At 61.7% G+C, this 16,737-nt stretch carries 16 protein-coding genes and 13 tRNA genes; 20 read left to right on the top strand and 9 right to left on the bottom strand.

What is annotated here, in order from left to right:
- Positions 1–18 precede the first annotated feature (18 nt).
- The 3 genes from prsT to F2P46_RS15920 form a co-directional block, all read right to left on the bottom strand.
- Complete coding sequence (prsT, locus tag F2P46_RS15930) at positions 19–2,799, bottom strand: XrtA/PEP-CTERM system TPR-repeat protein PrsT (RefSeq protein ID WP_166891397.1); 2,781 nt, start codon at positions 2,797–2,799, stop codon at positions 19–21.
- A gap of 308 nt (positions 2,800–3,107) precedes the next feature.
- Complete coding sequence (locus F2P46_RS15925; RefSeq protein ID WP_166891395.1) at positions 3,108–3,494, bottom strand: PIN domain-containing protein; 387 nt, start codon at positions 3,492–3,494, stop codon at positions 3,108–3,110.
- Positions 3,488–3,676 (bottom strand): hypothetical protein, encoded by a 189-nt coding sequence (locus F2P46_RS15920; RefSeq protein WP_166891393.1) that lies wholly within the window; start codon positions 3,674–3,676, stop codon positions 3,488–3,490. The genes F2P46_RS15925 and F2P46_RS15920 overlap by 7 nt, the downstream gene beginning before the upstream one ends.
- Before the next feature lie 378 nt (positions 3,677–4,054).
- Between F2P46_RS15920 and F2P46_RS15915 the strand changes: the two genes are divergently transcribed.
- The 3 genes from F2P46_RS15915 to F2P46_RS37685 all read left to right on the top strand — a co-directional run bounded on the left by F2P46_RS15915 (position 4,055) and on the right by F2P46_RS37685 (position 6,742).
- Complete coding sequence (locus F2P46_RS15915) at positions 4,055–5,902, top strand: PPC domain-containing protein (protein WP_166891391.1); 1,848 nt, start codon at positions 4,055–4,057, stop codon at positions 5,900–5,902.
- Between the two features lie 187 nt (positions 5,903–6,089).
- Positions 6,090–6,308 (top strand): hypothetical protein, encoded by a 219-nt coding sequence (locus tag F2P46_RS15910; protein WP_166891389.1) that lies wholly within the window; start codon positions 6,090–6,092, stop codon positions 6,306–6,308.
- An 11-nt stretch (positions 6,309–6,319) separates the two neighbouring features.
- Positions 6,320–6,742: a type II toxin-antitoxin system YafO family toxin gene (locus F2P46_RS37685; protein WP_166891387.1), complete on the top strand. Its 423-nt coding sequence runs from the start codon at positions 6,320–6,322 to the stop codon at positions 6,740–6,742.
- A gap of 12 nt (positions 6,743–6,754) precedes the next feature.
- On the opposite strand, the gene F2P46_RS15900 is transcribed toward F2P46_RS37685, so the two are convergent.
- On the bottom strand, positions 6,755–6,943 hold the full coding sequence (locus tag F2P46_RS15900) for a helix-turn-helix transcriptional regulator (RefSeq protein WP_166891385.1): 189 nt from the start codon (positions 6,941–6,943) through the stop codon (positions 6,755–6,757).
- Positions 6,944–7,127: 184 nt separating this feature from the next.
- Between F2P46_RS15900 and F2P46_RS15895 the strand changes: the two genes are divergently transcribed.
- The 15 genes from F2P46_RS15895 (at position 7,128) to F2P46_RS15825 (ending at position 10,354) form a co-directional block, all read left to right on the top strand.
- Positions 7,128–7,520: a hypothetical protein gene (locus tag F2P46_RS15895; RefSeq protein ID WP_166891382.1), complete on the top strand. Its 393-nt coding sequence runs from the start codon at positions 7,128–7,130 to the stop codon at positions 7,518–7,520.
- Positions 7,521–7,793: 273 nt separating this feature from the next.
- Positions 7,794–7,867 (top strand) — tRNA-OTHER (locus F2P46_RS15890).
- An 86-nt stretch (positions 7,868–7,953) separates the two neighbouring features.
- Positions 7,954–8,039, top strand: a tRNA-Tyr gene (locus F2P46_RS15885).
- A 36-nt stretch (positions 8,040–8,075) separates the two neighbouring features.
- Positions 8,076–8,166: transfer RNA gene (locus F2P46_RS15880), tRNA-Asn, on the top strand.
- Between the two features lie 120 nt (positions 8,167–8,286).
- Positions 8,287–8,362: transfer RNA gene (locus F2P46_RS15875), tRNA-His, on the top strand.
- A gap of 102 nt (positions 8,363–8,464) precedes the next feature.
- A tRNA-Leu gene (locus F2P46_RS15870) sits at positions 8,465–8,550 on the top strand.
- Between the two features lie 60 nt (positions 8,551–8,610).
- Positions 8,611–8,701, top strand: a tRNA-His gene (locus F2P46_RS15865).
- 103 nt (positions 8,702–8,804) lie between these two features.
- A tRNA-Leu gene (locus F2P46_RS15860) sits at positions 8,805–8,890 on the top strand.
- A gap of 61 nt (positions 8,891–8,951) precedes the next feature.
- Positions 8,952–9,041, top strand: a tRNA-His gene (locus tag F2P46_RS15855).
- 5 nt (positions 9,042–9,046) lie between these two features.
- Positions 9,047–9,122, top strand: a tRNA-Arg gene (locus F2P46_RS15850).
- 163 nt (positions 9,123–9,285) lie between these two features.
- Positions 9,286–9,371 (top strand) — tRNA-Leu (locus F2P46_RS15845).
- A 50-nt stretch (positions 9,372–9,421) separates the two neighbouring features.
- Positions 9,422–9,497: transfer RNA gene (locus F2P46_RS15840), tRNA-Trp, on the top strand.
- A gap of 8 nt (positions 9,498–9,505) precedes the next feature.
- Positions 9,506–9,582 (top strand) — tRNA-Cys (locus F2P46_RS15835).
- Positions 9,583–9,629: 47 nt separating this feature from the next.
- Complete coding sequence (locus tag F2P46_RS15830; RefSeq protein ID WP_166891379.1) at positions 9,630–9,791, top strand: hypothetical protein; 162 nt, start codon at positions 9,630–9,632, stop codon at positions 9,789–9,791.
- A complete protein-coding gene (locus tag F2P46_RS15825) occupies positions 9,788–10,354 on the top strand; it encodes an HNH endonuclease (protein WP_166891376.1) in 567 nt (188 codons plus the stop codon). The genes F2P46_RS15830 and F2P46_RS15825 overlap by 4 nt, the downstream gene beginning before the upstream one ends.
- A 10-nt stretch (positions 10,355–10,364) precedes the next feature.
- On the opposite strand, the gene F2P46_RS15820 is transcribed toward F2P46_RS15825, so the two are convergent.
- A complete protein-coding gene (locus F2P46_RS15820) occupies positions 10,365–11,171 on the bottom strand; it encodes an NAD(P)-dependent oxidoreductase (RefSeq protein WP_166891373.1) in 807 nt (268 codons plus the stop codon).
- Between the two features lie 290 nt (positions 11,172–11,461).
- Here F2P46_RS15820 and F2P46_RS15815 point away from each other — a divergent pair, with 290 nt between their 5' ends.
- The gene (locus F2P46_RS15815) at positions 11,462–12,094 is read left to right on the top strand and encodes a hypothetical protein (RefSeq protein WP_166891370.1); all 633 of its coding nucleotides are present in this window, start codon (positions 11,462–11,464) and stop codon (positions 12,092–12,094) included.
- A 45-nt stretch (positions 12,095–12,139) separates the two neighbouring features.
- On the opposite strand, the gene F2P46_RS15810 is transcribed toward F2P46_RS15815, so the two are convergent.
- From F2P46_RS15810 to F2P46_RS15800, 3 genes are all read right to left on the bottom strand, one after another.
- Entirely contained in the window at positions 12,140–12,736 is a 597-nt protein-coding gene (locus F2P46_RS15810) for an HAD family hydrolase (protein ID WP_166891367.1), read from the bottom strand.
- Between the two features lie 288 nt (positions 12,737–13,024).
- The gene (locus F2P46_RS15805; RefSeq protein WP_166891365.1) at positions 13,025–13,336 is read right to left on the bottom strand and encodes a hypothetical protein; all 312 of its coding nucleotides are present in this window, start codon (positions 13,334–13,336) and stop codon (positions 13,025–13,027) included.
- A gap of 84 nt (positions 13,337–13,420) precedes the next feature.
- Positions 13,421–13,496, bottom strand: a tRNA-Arg gene (locus F2P46_RS15800).
- A 196-nt stretch (positions 13,497–13,692) separates the two neighbouring features.
- Here F2P46_RS15800 and F2P46_RS15795 point away from each other — a divergent pair.
- Positions 13,693–14,571 carry a cytochrome c5 family protein gene (locus tag F2P46_RS15795; protein WP_166891362.1) on the top strand — a complete coding sequence of 293 codons (879 nt, stop codon included), beginning with the start codon at positions 13,693–13,695 and terminating at the stop codon, positions 14,569–14,571.
- A gap of 123 nt (positions 14,572–14,694) precedes the next feature.
- Here F2P46_RS15795 and F2P46_RS15790 read toward each other — a convergent pair whose 3' ends face one another.
- The gene (locus F2P46_RS15790) at positions 14,695–16,737 is read right to left on the bottom strand and encodes a M13 family metallopeptidase (protein ID WP_166891360.1); all 2,043 of its coding nucleotides are present in this window, start codon (positions 16,735–16,737) and stop codon (positions 14,695–14,697) included.

Below are 16,737 nucleotides of genomic sequence, written 5' to 3'. Positions count from 1 at the left end.
CTCAAGCGCCCCTCCGGCTTACAACTCCTTGGCCAGCGCCTTCGCCTCCTCCATCTGAGCAAAGTTCTTACTGGCCATGACTTTCTCCAGTTCGCGCTTGGCCCCGGCCTTGTCACCGGTTTTCGCCAGCCCGGCCGCCAGGTGGAAGCGGATATCGGCCGCGTCCGGCGCCAGCGCGACCGCCTTTTGCAGCAGGCTCAGGCCGCGCTTGGCGTCGCCCTGCTCGACCAGCATCCAGCCCAGCGTATCGGTGACCGCCGCACTGTTGCCGGCCAGCGCGAAGGCCTTTTCGGCGGTTTTCAGCGCGCGCGGATCTTTTTCCTGCTGGTAGGCCCAGGCCAGGTTGTTCAGGGCTGCGGCATTCTCTGGCGCTTGCTTGAGCACCGCTTCGAGCCCGCCGATGGCCGCCTTGTAGCGCTTGCCCGCCAGGTCGTTCTCGGCCACGTACAAGGCCAGCGCCACGTCGTTCGGATGCTCGCTGGCGGCCTTGGCCAGGCGCGCGTCGGCTTCCTTGCCCTTGCCGGACTGGCGCATGGCCGCATGCAGCTTGATCAGGTTGGCGCTCGACGGCGTCAGCGCGAACGCTTTGTCGAACGAGGCCACCGCTTGCGCCGGCTTGCCCTGCGCCAGGCTGAGGTTGCCTTCCAGCTGGAAACCCAGCGCTTCCTTCGGACGCTGTTTCTGGATCTGGCGCGCAATTGCCAGCGCGTCGTCGAGCTTGCCCGCATTGGCGGCCAGCTCGGCCTGGGCCACCTGGGCGTCGACAAAGTCCGCTTGCAGTGACAGCGCCTTTTTCAGGTCCTCGGCGGTGGCGTTCAGGTTCTTCATCTGCGCGTGCACCGTCGCCAGGCGGAAATGCGCCATCGCCGATTTCGGTGCCACGCCGGCCAGCTTGCCGTAGGTGTCCAGCGCGCCCGGCACGTCGCCGTTGGCCAGCTGCGCCTGGCCCAGCAAGTCGAGCAGGTCGAGGTTTTTCGGATTGGCCACCTGGAACTTGCGCGCCAGGTTCAGCGCCTTGTCTTTCTGGCCGATCGACAGGTAATGCGCGCCCAGGGTGCGCGCCGGGCCGATGGCGTCGGGATTTTCGCTGCTGGCCTTTTCCAGCCACTGGTTCGCTTCGTCGTTGCGCCCTTGCGCCAGGGCCAGCTTGGTCAGGGCGTAATAGGCCTCGACATTTTTCTTGTCTTTGGTCAGGAAATTGACCAGTTGCTGTTTCGCCAGGTCGGGCTTTTTCTCGCGCAGGGCCAGCTGGGCCAGGTTGGCGGCGGCCGGGAAATAGTCGGGCTTGAGCGCCAGCGCCTTGTCGAAGCTGGCGCGGGCGTTGACCATGTCGTTCATGCCCAGGTACACGCCGCCCTTGAGGTTATGCACCATCGGGTCAAGGGGCTGGGTCGCTTCGAGCGCCTTGGCGGCGGCCAGCGCCTTGTCGTAGCGCTTCAGGCGCAGCTCGGTCATCACCAGCAACACCGCCGCCTTGGGCGACTTGGCGTCGAGCTTGGTCGACTGTTCGAGCTCGCTGATCGCGCGCGCATCGTCGCCGGTGGCCAGCTTGCCCAGCGCCAGCGAGGTGCGCAGCCCGGCCGCGTCGGGCGCCAGCGCGCTGGCCTGCTCGAAGTAAGCCGTGGCCTTGGCATAGTCGCGCGCCTGCATGTAGGCTTCGCCGGCCAGCGCCAGCAATTGCACGTCATCCTTGCCGGACTCGAGCATCGGCGTCAACTGGGCCAGCGCTTCGGTGGTCTGGCCCATTTTCAGCAGGGTGCTGACCATCAGCTTGCGCGCGTAACGGTGCTCGGGCATGGCGGCCAGGTATTTGCGCAGGTGCTGTTCGGCCTGCGGCATGGAGCCGAGCGCATGCTCGACCGCGCCGGCCATCAGCACGCTCGGCATGTGCTCGGGCGCCACGCGCAAGACTTTTTGCAGCGTTTCCTTGGCGGCGGCGTGCTTGCCCTGGGTGAAGTCGAGCAAAGCCTGGGCGTAGGACACCATCAGCGCGTTAGGGCTGATCTTGCGGGCGGCCTCGAGGTCGGCCTTGGCGGCGTCGAACTTGCCTTCCGCGATCTCGACAAAGGCGCGCTCCAGGTGCGCCGAGCGGTGCTCCGGCTTGAGCTTGATGACCTGGTCGTAGGCGGCCAGCGCTTCTTTTCCCTTGGCCTGGGCGCGCAGCAGGTCGCCCTTGAACATCCAGGCAGTGGCGTCGGACGGGTTGCTGGCGACGACCTGGTCGGCCAGGCGGTTGGCTTCTTCCAGGTCCTTGCGCGCCAGCGCCTGGCGCGCCGCGCCGATCAGGGCGCCGACATGGCCGGGCTTGGCGGCCAGGGCCTGGGCGTACAAGTCCTTGGCCTGGTCGGCGTGACCGAGACCGGCGCTGGCCTCGGCGCGCAGCGCCAGCATGTCGGCGTCGGCAGTCGCGCTACCGGTCTCGTCCAGCACCTTCTGGTATTGCTGCTGCATCATCAGGACTTTCGCCAGGGCGGGCACGGCCTTGTCCTTGGGCGCGCCCAGTTCGATGGCCTTGCGCAATTCCTTCTCGGCCGAGACGGCGTCGCCGATGTCGAGATACACCAGGCCCAGGGTCAGGCGCGCGTCCGCATCCGACGGGTTTTTCACCAGCGCATTTTTGAGCTGGATCACGGCGGCCTTGCTGTCGCCCTTGGCGATGAACTGCCTGGCGTCAGCCACCAGTGACGCCGACGTTTCGGTCTTGCCGCAAGCGCTGACGGCGCCCAGCAGTAATAATGCGGACACCACGGCGGCGCCGGCGTGCGCCTTGGATCTGGTAACTGATCTGGTAACTGACATGACTTCCCTATCGTGTGCAACGTGAAATGAGTGGCTGGACAACGCTGCGCCGGCCCGGGTGGCCGGTCTTTGCGCTCTAAGTAAGTGTGCGGGAATGATTGTGATTTCTAGCCAACAGAAGCGGATGCCTGGCAAGGCGCACGCCGCGACGCAGTGCGAGCACTGCTAGCGGTGGGCAACGCAGCAAGGCGCCGCTTATGAAAGCTGGAAATGACAAGAATTTATGCGCACTTACTTGATATTCTATATCGATTTCTCAGGGGAACGAGAAGAACAGGCGCCCGAACAGGCGCCCGCGCCGCCGCCGTTTACAGCGGGTCGGCGGCGGCCAGGGTGTAGGGTACCAGCACGCTCTCGCCCGGCACGAAATCGCGGGTGTCGCGCGTGACCAGGACGCGCCCGGACAGGTGCGCGGTGGCCAGGATCACGGCGTCCGGCAGGCGCATGGCGTGCGCCTCGCGCACGCGCGACGCTTCCAGCGCCAGCAGGTGGTCGATCGGCAGCAGTTCGAACTGGCCCAGGAAGGCTTCGACCAACAGCCGTTCGTCCTCGTCGTCGGACACGCCTTCCATGATTTCCATCCACGTCACCACGCTGATGGCCTTGTCGACATAGTGATCACAGGCCAGTTCCGCTTGCGCGACGCCGTTCAGATAGTCGATCAGGATGTTGGTATCGAACAGCGCTTTTACCATTCGTCGCGCAACCGGTGCTGGTAACTGACGCCATCCTCAAGGATGCGCTTTTTCCACAGCCCGAAGGCGCTCGGCTGAGGCGGTGCGCGCCGCTGGGGGGCGACGGGTGCGGACAGGCCTGTTTCATCGGCAATGACACCTGGAACATGGGTTACCGCGACGTCGTTCGGTTTGCGGCCCATGTGGCGCCTCGAAAGTTGTTCAATGATAAGTAGTGTATAGCATCGTTTGCGCCCCGTCAGCAGGGCTCGCCGCCGTGCCGGCTTACCCACCTTGCATAGAGAAAACGGAAATCAGCGGCCTGTGCCGAATAAGCGTGGAACTGAGGCCCCTTATAGCTAGCAATCTAGCGAAATTTTGGTATTTACAGTAAGAAAATTCGGCTTGCGTGAATGAACGGCGTCGTTGTCGCCACTGGTCTTGTTGTGCCGTTTGGATACATACGGCATCTTTCCCTCATGGTAACGTTATGCAGTGGGAATAGATATCCTGCCGACAACTTCCTGTCAATCCGCGCGGAAAGTGCCAGATTGATAAAAAATGATAAAACCGGAGACTGAATGACATCCTCGCCCACCCTGTTCCTGCTCATGGCCGCCGCCCTCGCCGGCAGCGCCACCGCCCAGACCGATATCGCCAGCGCGCAAGGGGCTCGCCCCACCGCCGGCCTGCAGATCGGCAGCGTCGACGCGGTCCTGAGCGGCTTTGCCGCGCAACACGCCAACGGCCGCAGCTTGCAAGTGCAATCGGTCGGCGGCAACACCGTTGCCGCCCACATCCGCGACTACGCCAACAAGAACGGCGTAGTATCGATCACCGGTACCGCGATCGACACACAAGATTCGGTGTTCGTGCTCAAGGGGAACAAAAAAGCCGTGTACGGCTACCTGCTCAAGTACGACACCCGGAAAGCCTGGGAATACACCACCGACAGCGCCGGCAAGGTCTGGCTAACGGAAGTGCCGATCACCAAGATCGTGCCCGACTTCGACCCCGATTTCCGCGACAAACGCACCCCGGCCATGCTGGCGCTGGCGGTGTCGCACCCGGTCTACAGCCCGATGGCGCTGCGCCAGGCGCGCCATATCGGCCCGTACCAGAATGAAGACGTGACCCAGCTGCAAAGCAAGCCGGGCAGCCCGTACGTGTTCTACCTCAACACCACGGCGGTGATGAGCGGCAGCACGCCCTTGAACGGCGTGACCAAGGACAATATGTACCGCGCCTGGCAATCGATCGCCGACCAGTACTCGATGCTGAACCTGAACGTGACCACCAGCCGCGCCGTGTACGACGCCGCGCGCACGGCCAACGTGCTGCGCACCGGCATCATCAACTTCGTCAACCAGGATGGCCGCTCGTTCGCGCCGCTGCGCGCCTTCGGCACCACCGCCGCCGGCACCCTGTACCGCAATCCCTCCTCCGGTTTCGACTACGGTTACGGCATCGGCATGACCGGCGCCCACGAAGTCGGGCACCAGATGGGCATGAACCACGACCGCGGCGGCAGCGGCGGCGAGTATTTCGAAGGCATTGCCGCCTATCAGTGGGGTCCCATCATGGGCAACTACTGGATGGGCGGCGGCTGGGCCAACCAGCTGTTTACCTGGAGTCGCGGCGAATACACGACGGCCAGCAATTTCGAAGACGACCTGCGCATCATGAACGTGGACGAGGCCGTGCCCTACATGGCCGACGACATCCCGGACACGCGCGCGCTGACCTTGGGCACGGGCGGCGCCATCGATCCGACCCGCAACTTCGGCCAGATCGAACGCAATACCGACAGCGACACCTTCACCTTCGCGACCACCGGCGTGAGCACCCTGAACCTGCGCATCGACCCGCTCGAATACCTGCGCATGCTCGACGTCGACGCCAGCATCGTCAACGCGGCGGGAGCCGTGGTGGCGCGCAGCAACCTGGCGGTCAACCGCTCGGCCCAGTTCACCAATCTGTCGCTGCCGGCCGGCAGCTACCGGCTGGTGGTGCGCGGCGGCGCCGAGGGCACGCCGGCCAATGGTTTCTCGAACTATTCCTCGCTCGGTTACTACGCGATGAAGGGGACGCTGACGGGCGCGGGCGGCTCCAGCTATCCGGTGCTGGGCAACGGCCAGGCGCTGAACGGCCAGGGCGCGGCGACGGGCGGCTGGCAATATTTCACGATTGACGTTCCGGCGGGGAAAAGCCAGGTCGCGTTCGCGCTCAACGGCGCCAATGGCGACGCCGACATGTTCGTCAAACTCGGCGGCATCCCGACCACGGCCAGCTACAACTGCAAGTCGGACGGGCCGAGCAGCGTGGAAAACTGCAGCGTCAATGCGCCGGCGGCGGGCCGCTATTATGTGGGTATCTATGCGTACGCGGCGTATAACAACCTGAGCGTGAAGGCGACTTACCAGCCGTAAGGATGGGACTGACTGCAGCGGTCGTCGTTAACAACAACCGCTGCAGCAGTCAACGTTTCCGCACGTTGAAGACAATGAAGCCGAATACGAAGTTTGTCTGATTTCAAACAAATCGACATTCGACTGGTATTTGATCGGGCCGCTGGAACATGCTAGATTGAGAGACCTTCGCAAGGTCAGGAACATCATGCCCCAACTGAAAAAAAAACCGCTCACGGTCAATGGCCCTGGACGGCGCAAATCACCAGTCGCCATTGCCCAACCCGCCCTCGCTGAAGAGCTGACTGCGGAGCAGATTGCGCTGTATAGCGCGTTGACATCCGAGAACGGTTTTTCCATCGATGATGCTCGCCGACACTTTCTCGGAGAAGCGTCCCCACCCGGATCCAAACGCACCCGTAGCTGAAACCTCCCGTTGTGGCCAAGCCCACGCAGGCGTCCAGCTTCATTCACGCGCAGTTCGCAGCAAACAATATGAGTGTGGCTCAGTTGATCGCCGATTTCGATCATTGGAAAGCCATGCCGGGACGCGACGCAGAAACAGCGGTATTCGGGCGTAACAGCTTGAACGCAGGTTCTACAATCCTTAGCCATGTGCACATGGTTCCCTTGGGAACCGCCGAAGCGGCGCGCTGGAAGGAGAACTTTCGCAAAAAGCGCGGCAACAAAAGTGATCGTTATCTTTTCTACGTCGACGGTGGCGCGGCCTACGGCTTCCTCCTCCTTGCCATCATTAATGATCCGGGCGGGCATGCTATTTGGCATAAGTCGAATGCGGATCTTCGCAAGAAATGGGACCAAATGGCCGAGCGATTCCACAATCAAGGGATTGTCCCTTAGTTCCCTGTCGCGCTAGCCGTCCTTGAACAGCGCCGATACCGGACAGTCGAACAGGCTGGCCAGTCCCTCGAGCAGGTCGATGCTCAGGGACTTGGTGCTGTTGTTGACCACGCGCGTGAGCTGGGAGTGCGAAATTTCCACGCCCATGGCGCTCAGGCGTTTCCACAATTCTGTGACGAAGCGGATGTCGTGTTCAGCCATCAAAACCTGGACCCGTAGGACGGCTTTGCGCTGTGGCCCCTGGAGGGGCTTGGAGATAGGGGATGGTTTTAGTGTGTGCATGGGTTGGTCGTACCTCACTACGACAGGCGCCATCATACCCGTTTGCCGCTGACCCCGTTTTCATGTGTTGCAAAAAAACCCAAGCAGGGCGATTTATTTGCATATGATGCAAATTATTTTCCAAATTTGCTTGCGTTCCGATTTTGTGCATGTCAGAATGCATTCACTCGCTCAGCAAGAGCACCAACCGCAGCAACGACCACAGGGATTTACCGTGAAAACAACGACGCAACAGCAACAGATGACGACGCAGCGCCCAGCGCGCGGCCTGTCGCTGCTCCCTTGCAGTCTGTTGGCGTCGCTGCAAGTTGCGCTGCTGGCCGCCCTGCAAGGCGTCAGCGCCGCAGCGGACAAGGGCCTCGGCGCCCTGGCCGCCGCCGCGAATAATGCGCTCCGTCCATTGCCAGCACCGTATTACCACCAACATCACCAGTGGCCGGCATGTGGCGGCGCGAATTTGGAACCGATAACGAACATCCGAGGGGGCAACCCCTAGCTGCGGAGGCTTACCCCTCCCCGGCTGACCGACAGGTCAAGCTCAAGGGCTCGGATGTTCCGCAAGGACTCCGGGCCCTTTTTGTTTTGGCCAACAGTTTTACCGCAGCACCGCAGCACCGCAGCAATCGCAGTCAAGCCCTTTCAGTTTGAGGCCGTCCCCGGACAACCCGGACCAGACGCAGTTCTTTCACAATTCGGACAGGTACTAAAACGGTTCCGCCTGTATCGGTATCGCACCCTCACGTGCGATACCAGTGCGGGTGGAACCGGTGCGGGAATAGCTCAATCGCAGAGCGCAACCCTGATGGGTTGAGACAGGGAGTGCGAATCTCCCCTCCCGCGCCATTCCACAAAGCGCTTTCAAGCAGCGCATGGCCCTGCCAGGGGCCAGTCACGCCGAGAGGCTTTGTGGAATGGCCAATATCATCCTTGGGCGACGAGCAGCATTGGTGACTGCAGTGGACTGTAAATCCGCCGTCTTTGTGCATACGGGGTTCGAATCCCTGGTCGCCCACCATCCTTTCATGCCCCGGTTTACCGGGCATTCCCCTTTTCCCCGATACGCTAACTGGTAAGCGGACGCACTGTTAATGCGTTGTAGGCCCGACAGGGTTATGCAGGTTCGAATCCTGCTTGGGGAGCCAGTTTCAATTGTGGATTAGCTCAGCTGGTAGAGCACTTGACTTTGACTCAAGTTGTCGCAGGTTCGAACCCTGCATCCACTGCCAGTTTGCCGCGCATGACCGCGCGGTTCTTTTTCAATGGTGACGTTAGCTCAGTTGGCAGAGCTTTGGATTGTGATTCCAAGGGCCGCCGGTTCGAATCCGGTACGTCACCCCATTATTCCCCCCCGGCTCAGTTCAATGAGCGCGAGGTCGAAAGCCGTGCTGCGCTCCGACAAGGTGATGCGCACTACCCCGGCAGGCAACCGGGATCCGCACCGCGCTCGTGGTGGAAATGGCAGACACGCCGGACTTAAAATCCGAGGCCGCGAGGCATTGGGGGTTCGATCCCCTCCGAGCGCACCAATCACGCCGTTTGCACCGATCCGCAGCGGCGGCAACAAGTCAATGACGCAGTATTCAATGGTGACGTTAGCTCAGTTGGCAGAGCTTTGGATTGTGATTCCAAGGGCCGCCGCCGTAGCGACGGCCGATTCAAATCCGGTACGTCACCCCATTATTCCCACCCCGGCTCAGTTCAATGAGCGCGAGGTCGAAAGCCGTGCTGCGCTCCGACAAGGTGATGCGCACTACCCCGGCAGGCAACCGGGACCCGCACCGCGCTCGTGGTGGAAATGGCAGACACGCCAGATTCAAAATCTGGTGCCGCAAGGCATTGGGGGTTCGACGCCCCCCGAGCGCACCACATACCGGCTTTGCTACGGCTTGCGCCGGCAGCAAGCCGTAAGAAGTTCACGTTTTCGATGGTGACGTTAGCTCAGTTGGCAGAGCTTTGGATTGTGATTCAAGGGCCGCCGCCGTAGCGACGGCCGATTCGAATCCGGTACGTCACCCCATTATTCTCACCTTAGCTCAGCTGGAAGAGCGCGACGCTACGAACGTCGAGGCCGCAGGTTCGAATCCTGCAGGTGGGTCCAAGCAAGGCACGTGTCGCCCGCATGCGGTATTCCCATAGTTCCCGGATAGGGTTCGTGGCGAAGGCCGTATTCGGGTTCCGGATATCAGCCCGGCACGCGCAAGCCGTGGTGCGCTCCGAAAGTTTGATGCGCACTACCCCGGCAGGCAACCGGGACCCGCACCGCGCTCGTGGTGAAAATGGCAGACACACCAGACTTAGAATCTGGCGCCGCAAGGCATTGGGGGTTCGACGCCCTCCGAGCGCACCACGTTTTTCCGATGTCGATCGCGCGCCTGGCGCCGCGATCACACATTTTCTATCTCAGTGGCGCAATTGGCAGCGCAGCGGTCTCCAAAACCGAAGGCTGAAGGTTCGACTCCTTCCTGGGATGCCATTTTTTACGTGGGGTTGCCCGAGCGGTCCAAGGGCGCGGTCTGCAACACCGTTGTTCGCCGGTTCGAATCCGGCACCCCACTCCAATGCAGCGCAAGCGATATCGCTCGGGCGTCCCTCACGGCGCCCGGGAATGCGCGGTGCGCTGCGCCTTATTTTCGTGCTTGCTGGTTTGCCTGCAAGGCGTATTATCACGTTTAACACCTGTCCGGATTTTCATCTTCCCGCCAGCGCCACGGCGCCGGCCTTTTCTGCTATTCCATTCAAACAGGCATCAGTAAAAGTGAAAATATGACTCCGCAAATCTTAGCACTCGACATCGCAGGAAATCCATTCGGATGGATCTCCGCCCAGGAAGCGATCCATTATTACGCCGTCGGCAAGGTGGCGTGGGAACTGGGCGACCGTGAATTTCTGTTTCGCGGCGGGGTGTCGAATGCGGGCGTGCTCTCGACCATGACGGTCAAGCCGATCATTTCGATCATGGGCAGCGAGCGCATGACCAAGAAACTGCGGGTGGCGCTGCCGCTCGGAGACGACAACCAGTTGCTGTTCGCGCGCGACCGCCATACCTGCGCTTATTGCGGCAATGTGTTTGCGCGCCAGCACCTCTCGCGCGACCACATCCTGGCGCGCACCCATGGTGGCAAGGATAGCTGGACCAACTGCGTCACCGCCTGCAAGCCGTGCAACCAGGCCAAGGGGGCCACCATGGTGCACGATTTTCATCCGCTGCTGTACGTGCCGTATGTGCCATGCCGTTTCGAGCACTTCATCCTGAGCGGCAGGAATGTGCTGGCCGACCAGCACGATTATCTGTCGGCCAAACTGCCCAAGCACTCGCGCATGCTGGCGTGACCGCCTGGCCCTATCCGAAAGTACGCGCCGGCGTAGCGCCCACCTCATCCGTCATGGCGAGCGATGGTGCGCTACGCCGCGCGCCCGCTTCACCTTCAAGTATCGCAAAAGCGTCATCGCGCGGCCGGTAATTGAGCGCACTGCGCGTGCGTTCGATGGCCAGGCGCTTGTAGCGGTTGTCCGATACCCCATGGACGACCGTAAAACCGCTCAGGTCGGCATCGATACAGCGCGCCAGCAACTGCACCACATCGCGCTCGCTAATGAACGCGGCAACGTCGCGCGCGCTGTGCCGTTCGCCTGCATGGAACGTTGCCACGTTGGCTATCCGCACAGCCACCGTAACGAGCGTGCCATCATCAGCAAACAAGGAGGCGAGCGCTTCGCCGAACGCCTTGCTCACGCCATACATATTCTTGGGTCGCGGCGCCATGTTTTCCTGCACCTGCACGTCCAGCGGATAACCTTCAACGGCCTGGGCGCTGCTGGCAAACACAACACGCCGGCAACCCTGCGCCTTTGCCGCGAGAAACACGTTATAGCTTCCGACGATGTTCGTCGGCAGCAGTGAGGTGTGGAAGTCGGCGTCGGGCAAAGGGTCCGCCGCGAGGTGAAGCACGGTCTGCACGCCCGCGCAGGCACGCATGCAAGCGTCGAGGTCGGTGACGTCAAGATGCACGGCCTCGCCGCCCAGGTGCGCCAGCGCGGCGCTATCGAGGTCACCCAGGCGCAGGTCGAACTGGCCGTTCAGCTCGCGGACAAAGGCCGTCCCGATTCGCCCTGCCGCGCCAGTAATAAGAACTTTGTGCGCCGTCATGCGCCACCCGAAGCGCTAGCGGATCGATCACTGCAGAAATGCTTGTTCATCATTTGCGTGCTACCGGTCAGAAAAAATTGATTATCCGAGCGACAAGGCAGCAGGGTCAAACGAGGAATCCTGCGCGCATGAACAAGTATTTCTTACCCACCGCTCCGGGCGCGCACCCACGGCGGCAAGGATAGCGGGACCAACTGCCCTACAGGCCTGGGGGCTGGTGACAGGGCATTCGCGGTAAACTACCCGTTCCTATGTTGCCGGAGCGGCAGGATCGACTGCCCTTTCATGCCATGAGCCTGCCACCCTATGTGCCCCTGCTGCTCAACAGCGATGATGTGTTCGCGCTGATGCGCTGCATGCCCTCGCGCTGCCTACAGACCATGAACGCCGTACGGAACTACATCACGCCGCTGGTGCGCGATGGGGAAGAGCTGGCGGAAACCCTGGCGCAGTATCCGTCGCTCAAGTATGAACCGCTGGACCAGCATTATGTCCTCCTCAAGCTGCTCGGCGGGATGAGTGAAGCGCTGATGAGCGACCTGAACTCGGCAAGCATGTGCGGGATGGGGGTACCGTACGCGGCATTCCTGGTGGCGCTGGCCCCGGACCCCGTCTACCGCACCCATCTCTTCGTCCTTTACGACCAACTTCCACGGGGCCAGTGGCTGATCGACCTGGCCCTGGCCGAAATCGATGGCCGGCAATGGGATGTGGACCCGGCGCTCCAACAACTCATCCATCGACTGCGCGCGGTGCTGGCGCGGGCGCCGCTGCCGTCCACGGTATTTCGTCCGGCCTTCGATTTTCAGCAGGTCGAGGCCGAACGCGAGCTGGTACGCGTGGCTTTTCGCGGCGGCGGCGTGGACGCCGCCATTGACACGTATGCCCGCACCCAATTGCTGAGCCAGGAACGGCGCTACTGACTATCGAAAGCGGTCCGGCTGGCGATGTCGGCGCTGATCAGAGGCTCAACTATTAGCTTCATGAAGCACGCCCGTCAAGTCCCTGATCGACACCGCCGCCTGCTCCGGGCTGGCGTTGCCGCGCCGGTCCAGATGCAAGGCGTGCAGGCCGGCTGCCGTGGCGCCCAGATAATCGCAACGCCAAGTGTCGCCCACCATCAATACTTCGTCGGGCGCCAGGTTCAGCTGGTGGCACAGGGCGCGATAAAAGTCGGGATCGGGTTTGACATGGCCGACCTCGAACGACAGGCATGCGGTATCGATCAGGTCGCCAAGGAGGTCGCGGATCGGTTGAGCGTATGGCAGCGCCAGATTGGATGCCACGGCAGTATGAATGCCGCGCCGGCGCAGTTCGATGAGCACGGAGCGCGATTCGGGGTAAGGCGCGATCGACGCCAGCTCGGCCGCCAGGTCGCTGGCATGGCGGGGATCCGGCGCGACACCGCATGCGTGGGCAAATGCGGCCAGATCGACTGCACCGACCATGGGCGAGCTGACCGGGGCCGCTGTCGACAGGCGCAGGATGGCTTCAAACGGCCGGCGTTTATCACCGATCTCCACCAGCGTGCCGAAGGCATCGAACGCGACCGCCTTGATTGCCATACGATGCTCCCCTTTGTACGAAACCGCGACCTTGGCCCTGGAACCGAATGAGACATTCGCAAGCATCGGCTTCCCTTGGCTAATGCCTTGAAATAACATCATATTCCGGACTTGCAGAATCAGGCAAGGGAAGCAAGAGCAGGGGAATTGAAAGTCATTTTTCCCTGCAGGCTCAAGCGTTGTCGCTGTGTGGGTCGGCGATTTGGCCCGGCCGAGCCGATCGCCAGAGATGGTCGTGCTCTCCCACTTCCCAAACATGGCTGAACAAGCCCCACCTGTGGCGGGTGATCACAGCGCGACTGCGAGCCCCCAATCGATGAGGTCCCGAACGCCCTGCGGGGTCAAGACACGATCCTCGCCCTCGAACCTGGGACAGGCTGTGCGAATATCCGGCGCGCCACGACCGCGAGAGATCACAGCGGTTCGACTGTCATCGGGCTGATGAAGTCCATAGCGCACGAACAGCGCTTGGTCCACCGCTGCGACAGTCACCTGAACGCCATCAAACCAACTCTGATCGTAGTTTTCAAACATGCGCCACAGATACACGCGCTCATTGACGGAGATGCGACGCTTGCCTTTTGCGCTGATTGCCATCATGTCCTTCGTGGATAAACGGTGCCGACACGAGCGCAGCAGCGCGCAACATCGCAATCGCCATGCTGTTGATTTGATTGAAGATGTTGGTGCGGCTGGCGGGGATCGAACCCACGACCCTTGGCTTCGGAGGCCAATACTCTATCCACTGAGCTACAGCCGCGCTGAGGAAAATCGAACGTGAGGCGAAGGATACCGTTTTTTCTGGCCTCGCGTCCATGGAAAGTGTCGCGTTACAGGGAATTTGCGTTCCATAAGAGGTGCTTTGAGTCTATAATCGCGGGTTTGGCGAGTATTTGCAAGTTCATCATGCGAACACGACCGGCCGGCAGCTTTTTGAATATTGTACTAAGGACATCATGAGCGACGCACACAACGAACACGAATCCGCGATCCGGACACCCAAGCAGCTCGTCGCTGCGGTTGCCGGCTTCTTCCTGGTCACTGTCATCGGCATCATTCTGCTCGTGACGTTCGTGACGACGACCAAAACCACGGGCGCCGGCACCGAAAGCCAGAAAGCCGAAGCGATCGCCGCACGCCTGCGTCCGCTGGCCGACGAAGGCTTCACGCTCAAGGATGTCAACGCACCGAAGATTTTCCTCGCTGGCGACGCCGTGTACACGGCTAACTGCGCAGCCTGCCACACAACGGGCGCAGCTGGTGCGCCGAAAATGGGCGATCCCGGCGCATGGGGCTCGCGTATCGCTCAAGGCTACGATACCTTGGTCAAGCACGCGATCGAGGGTATCCGCGCGATGCCTGCCCGCGGCGGCAATCCGGACCTCGATGATGTCGAAGTAGCGCGCGCGGTCGTGCACATGGCGAACCAGAGCGGCGCCAAGTTCAAGGAACCAGCAGCACCGGCAGCAGCGGCAGCGGCTGCCGAAGCAGCGGCGCCGGCGCCAGCCGAAGCAGCCGCACCAGCACCTGCTGCGGCCCCGGCCCCTGCGGCGGCAGCACCGGCCGAAGCGCCGAAGCTGGCCGCCGATACAGGCAAGACCATCTATAACGCCTCATGTGTCGTTTGCCACGGTGCAGGTATCGCCGGTGCGCCGAAGCTCGGCGACAAGGCCGCCTGGACCGCACGCATCGCCCAGGGCGCACCATTGCTGTACGAACACGCGCTCAAGGGCTACATCGGCAAAGCCGGTGCCATGCCTGCCAAAGGCGGTTCGTCGGCTTCGGATGATGAAGTCAAGGCCGCGGTCGATTTCATGGTTGCCGCAGCCAAGTAAGCGTTCAGCATTCAACAAAAACCGCTCGTTCAGGGCGGTTTTTTTCGTCTGGAGATATCCACCCAAAACCTGGCGTACAAAAAAGGGCCACTCGCGTGGCCCTCGTCATCTCATCTCACGACATTACCAGATCGTGACCCGCTCTTTCGGCGGCAGGTACATCTTGTCGCCTTCCTTCACGCCGAACGCTTCGTAGAAGGCCGGCTGGTTCATCATGGTGCCGTTGGCGCGGAACTGGCCCGGCGAATGCGGATCGGTCTTGACCTGCACGATCTGCTGCGCTTCACGCATTTTCATGCGCCATACCTGCCCGAAGCCCATGAAGAAACGCTGGTCGCCGCTCAGGCCGTCGATCACCGGCGCCGCTTTGCCGCCCAGCGACAGCTTGTAGGCCTTGTAGGCGATCGCCACGCCCGAGTTGTCGCCGATGTTCTCGCCCAGGGTCAGCTCGCCATTGACGTTGTAGCCCTTGAGCGGGCTGTAGCCGCTGTACTGCTTGACCAGCATGTCGGCCTTGGCCTGGAACTTGGCGCGGTCTTCCTTGGTCCACCATTCGCGCAGGTTGCCGTCGCCATCGGACTGGCTGCCCTTGTCGTCGAAGCCATGGCTGATCTCGTGGCCGATCACCGCGCCGATGGCGCCGTAGTTCACCGCATCGTCAGCGCGCATGTCGAAGAACGGCGGCTGCAAAATCGACGCCGGGAACACGATTTCATTCATCGTCGAGCTGTAGTAAGCGTTCACTGTCTGCGGCGTCATGCCCCACTCTTCGCGGTCGATCGGTTTGCCCAGCTTGTTGATGCTGCGGTTGTAGGCGAATGTGCGCGCGCGCATCATGTTGCCGACCAAATCGTCCTGCTTGACCGTCAGCGCCGAGTAATCGCGCCATTTGCTCGGATAACCGATCTTCGGGCGGAACTTGGCCAGCTTGGCCTGGGCTTCTTTCTTGGTTTCCGGCCCCATCCAGTCGAGCGTGTCGATGCTCTCTTTGTAGGCCATCAGCAGGTTTTGCACCAGCTCTTCCATGCGCGCCTTGCGCTCGACCGGGAAATGCTTGCCGACGTATTGCTTGCCGACCGCTTCGCCCAGCACCGTGTTGACGGTCGCAACGCCGGTCTTCCAGCGCGGTTCATTCTCCGGCACGCCCTTGAGCACGGTTTCAAAGAAAGCGAAATCGGCGTCGACGAACTCTTTCGACAGGTATTCGGCATAGCTGCTCAGCAGATGCCATTCGAAATACGATTTCCAGGTCGCCAGGTCGGTTTTTTCCAGCACCTGGTTAAAGCCGGACAGATAGCTCGGCTGGCCGACGATGACGTAGTCGACCTTGCCCGCGATATTGGCCGCGCCCAGCGCGTTCTTCCAGTCGTAGGCGGGGGTCAGCTCGCCCAGCTTGGCGAGCTCGACCTTGTTGTAGCGCTTGACCGGGTCGCGCAGGTCGACCTTGCTCCACTGCACTTCGGCCAGCGCGGTTTCCAGCGCCAGGATGCCCTTGGCTGCGGCGGCCGCATCTTTATGGCCAGCCATGCCCAGCGTTTTCTCGATGTGGCGCTCGTACTTGGCGCGCACCTCGGAGAGCTTGGCGTCGTCTTTTTTCAGGTAGTAGTCGCGGTCCGGCAAGCCCAGGCCGCTCTGGCTGATGTAGGTGGCGTAGCGCGTCGATTCGCGGCTGTCCTGGCCCACATAGATGCCGTACGGCGTGGCGACGCCGATCTGCGACAGGTGCGCGATCAGGGCCGGGATGGCTTTCTTTTCACGCAGCGCGCGGATGCGCTGCAGTTCGCCGGCCAGCGGCTTGTAGCCGAGCTTTTCCAGCTTGGCTTCGTTCATGTAGCTGGTGTACAGGTCGCCGATTTTCTGGGCTTCGCTGCCGGCTTTCTTGTTCTTCTCGGCCTGGGCGGCTTCGATCAGGGTGCGCAGTTGCGGCAAGGTGTCGTCGCGCAACTGGGCGAAGGTGCCCCAGCTCGACTTGTCGGCCGGGATGTCGGTCTTTTTCAGCCACACGCCGTTCAGGTAATTGAAGAAATCGTCCTGCGGACGCACGCTGCTGTCGATGTATTGCATGTCGATGCCGGAAAGCGGGCCGACGGGTTTTACCGGTTCGGCGGCGCTGGCAAACGCGGCCGCCAGGCTCAGGGTCAGGGTGCTCAGGAGATAACGTTTCAC

Source organism: Massilia sp. CCM 8734, assembly GCF_011682155.1.
Taxonomy (GTDB): domain Bacteria; phylum Pseudomonadota; class Gammaproteobacteria; order Burkholderiales; family Burkholderiaceae_D; genus Telluria_A; species Telluria_A rubra.
Note: the sequence above shows the minus strand (reverse complement) of the source record. Positions and strands in the feature narration are given on the sequence as shown.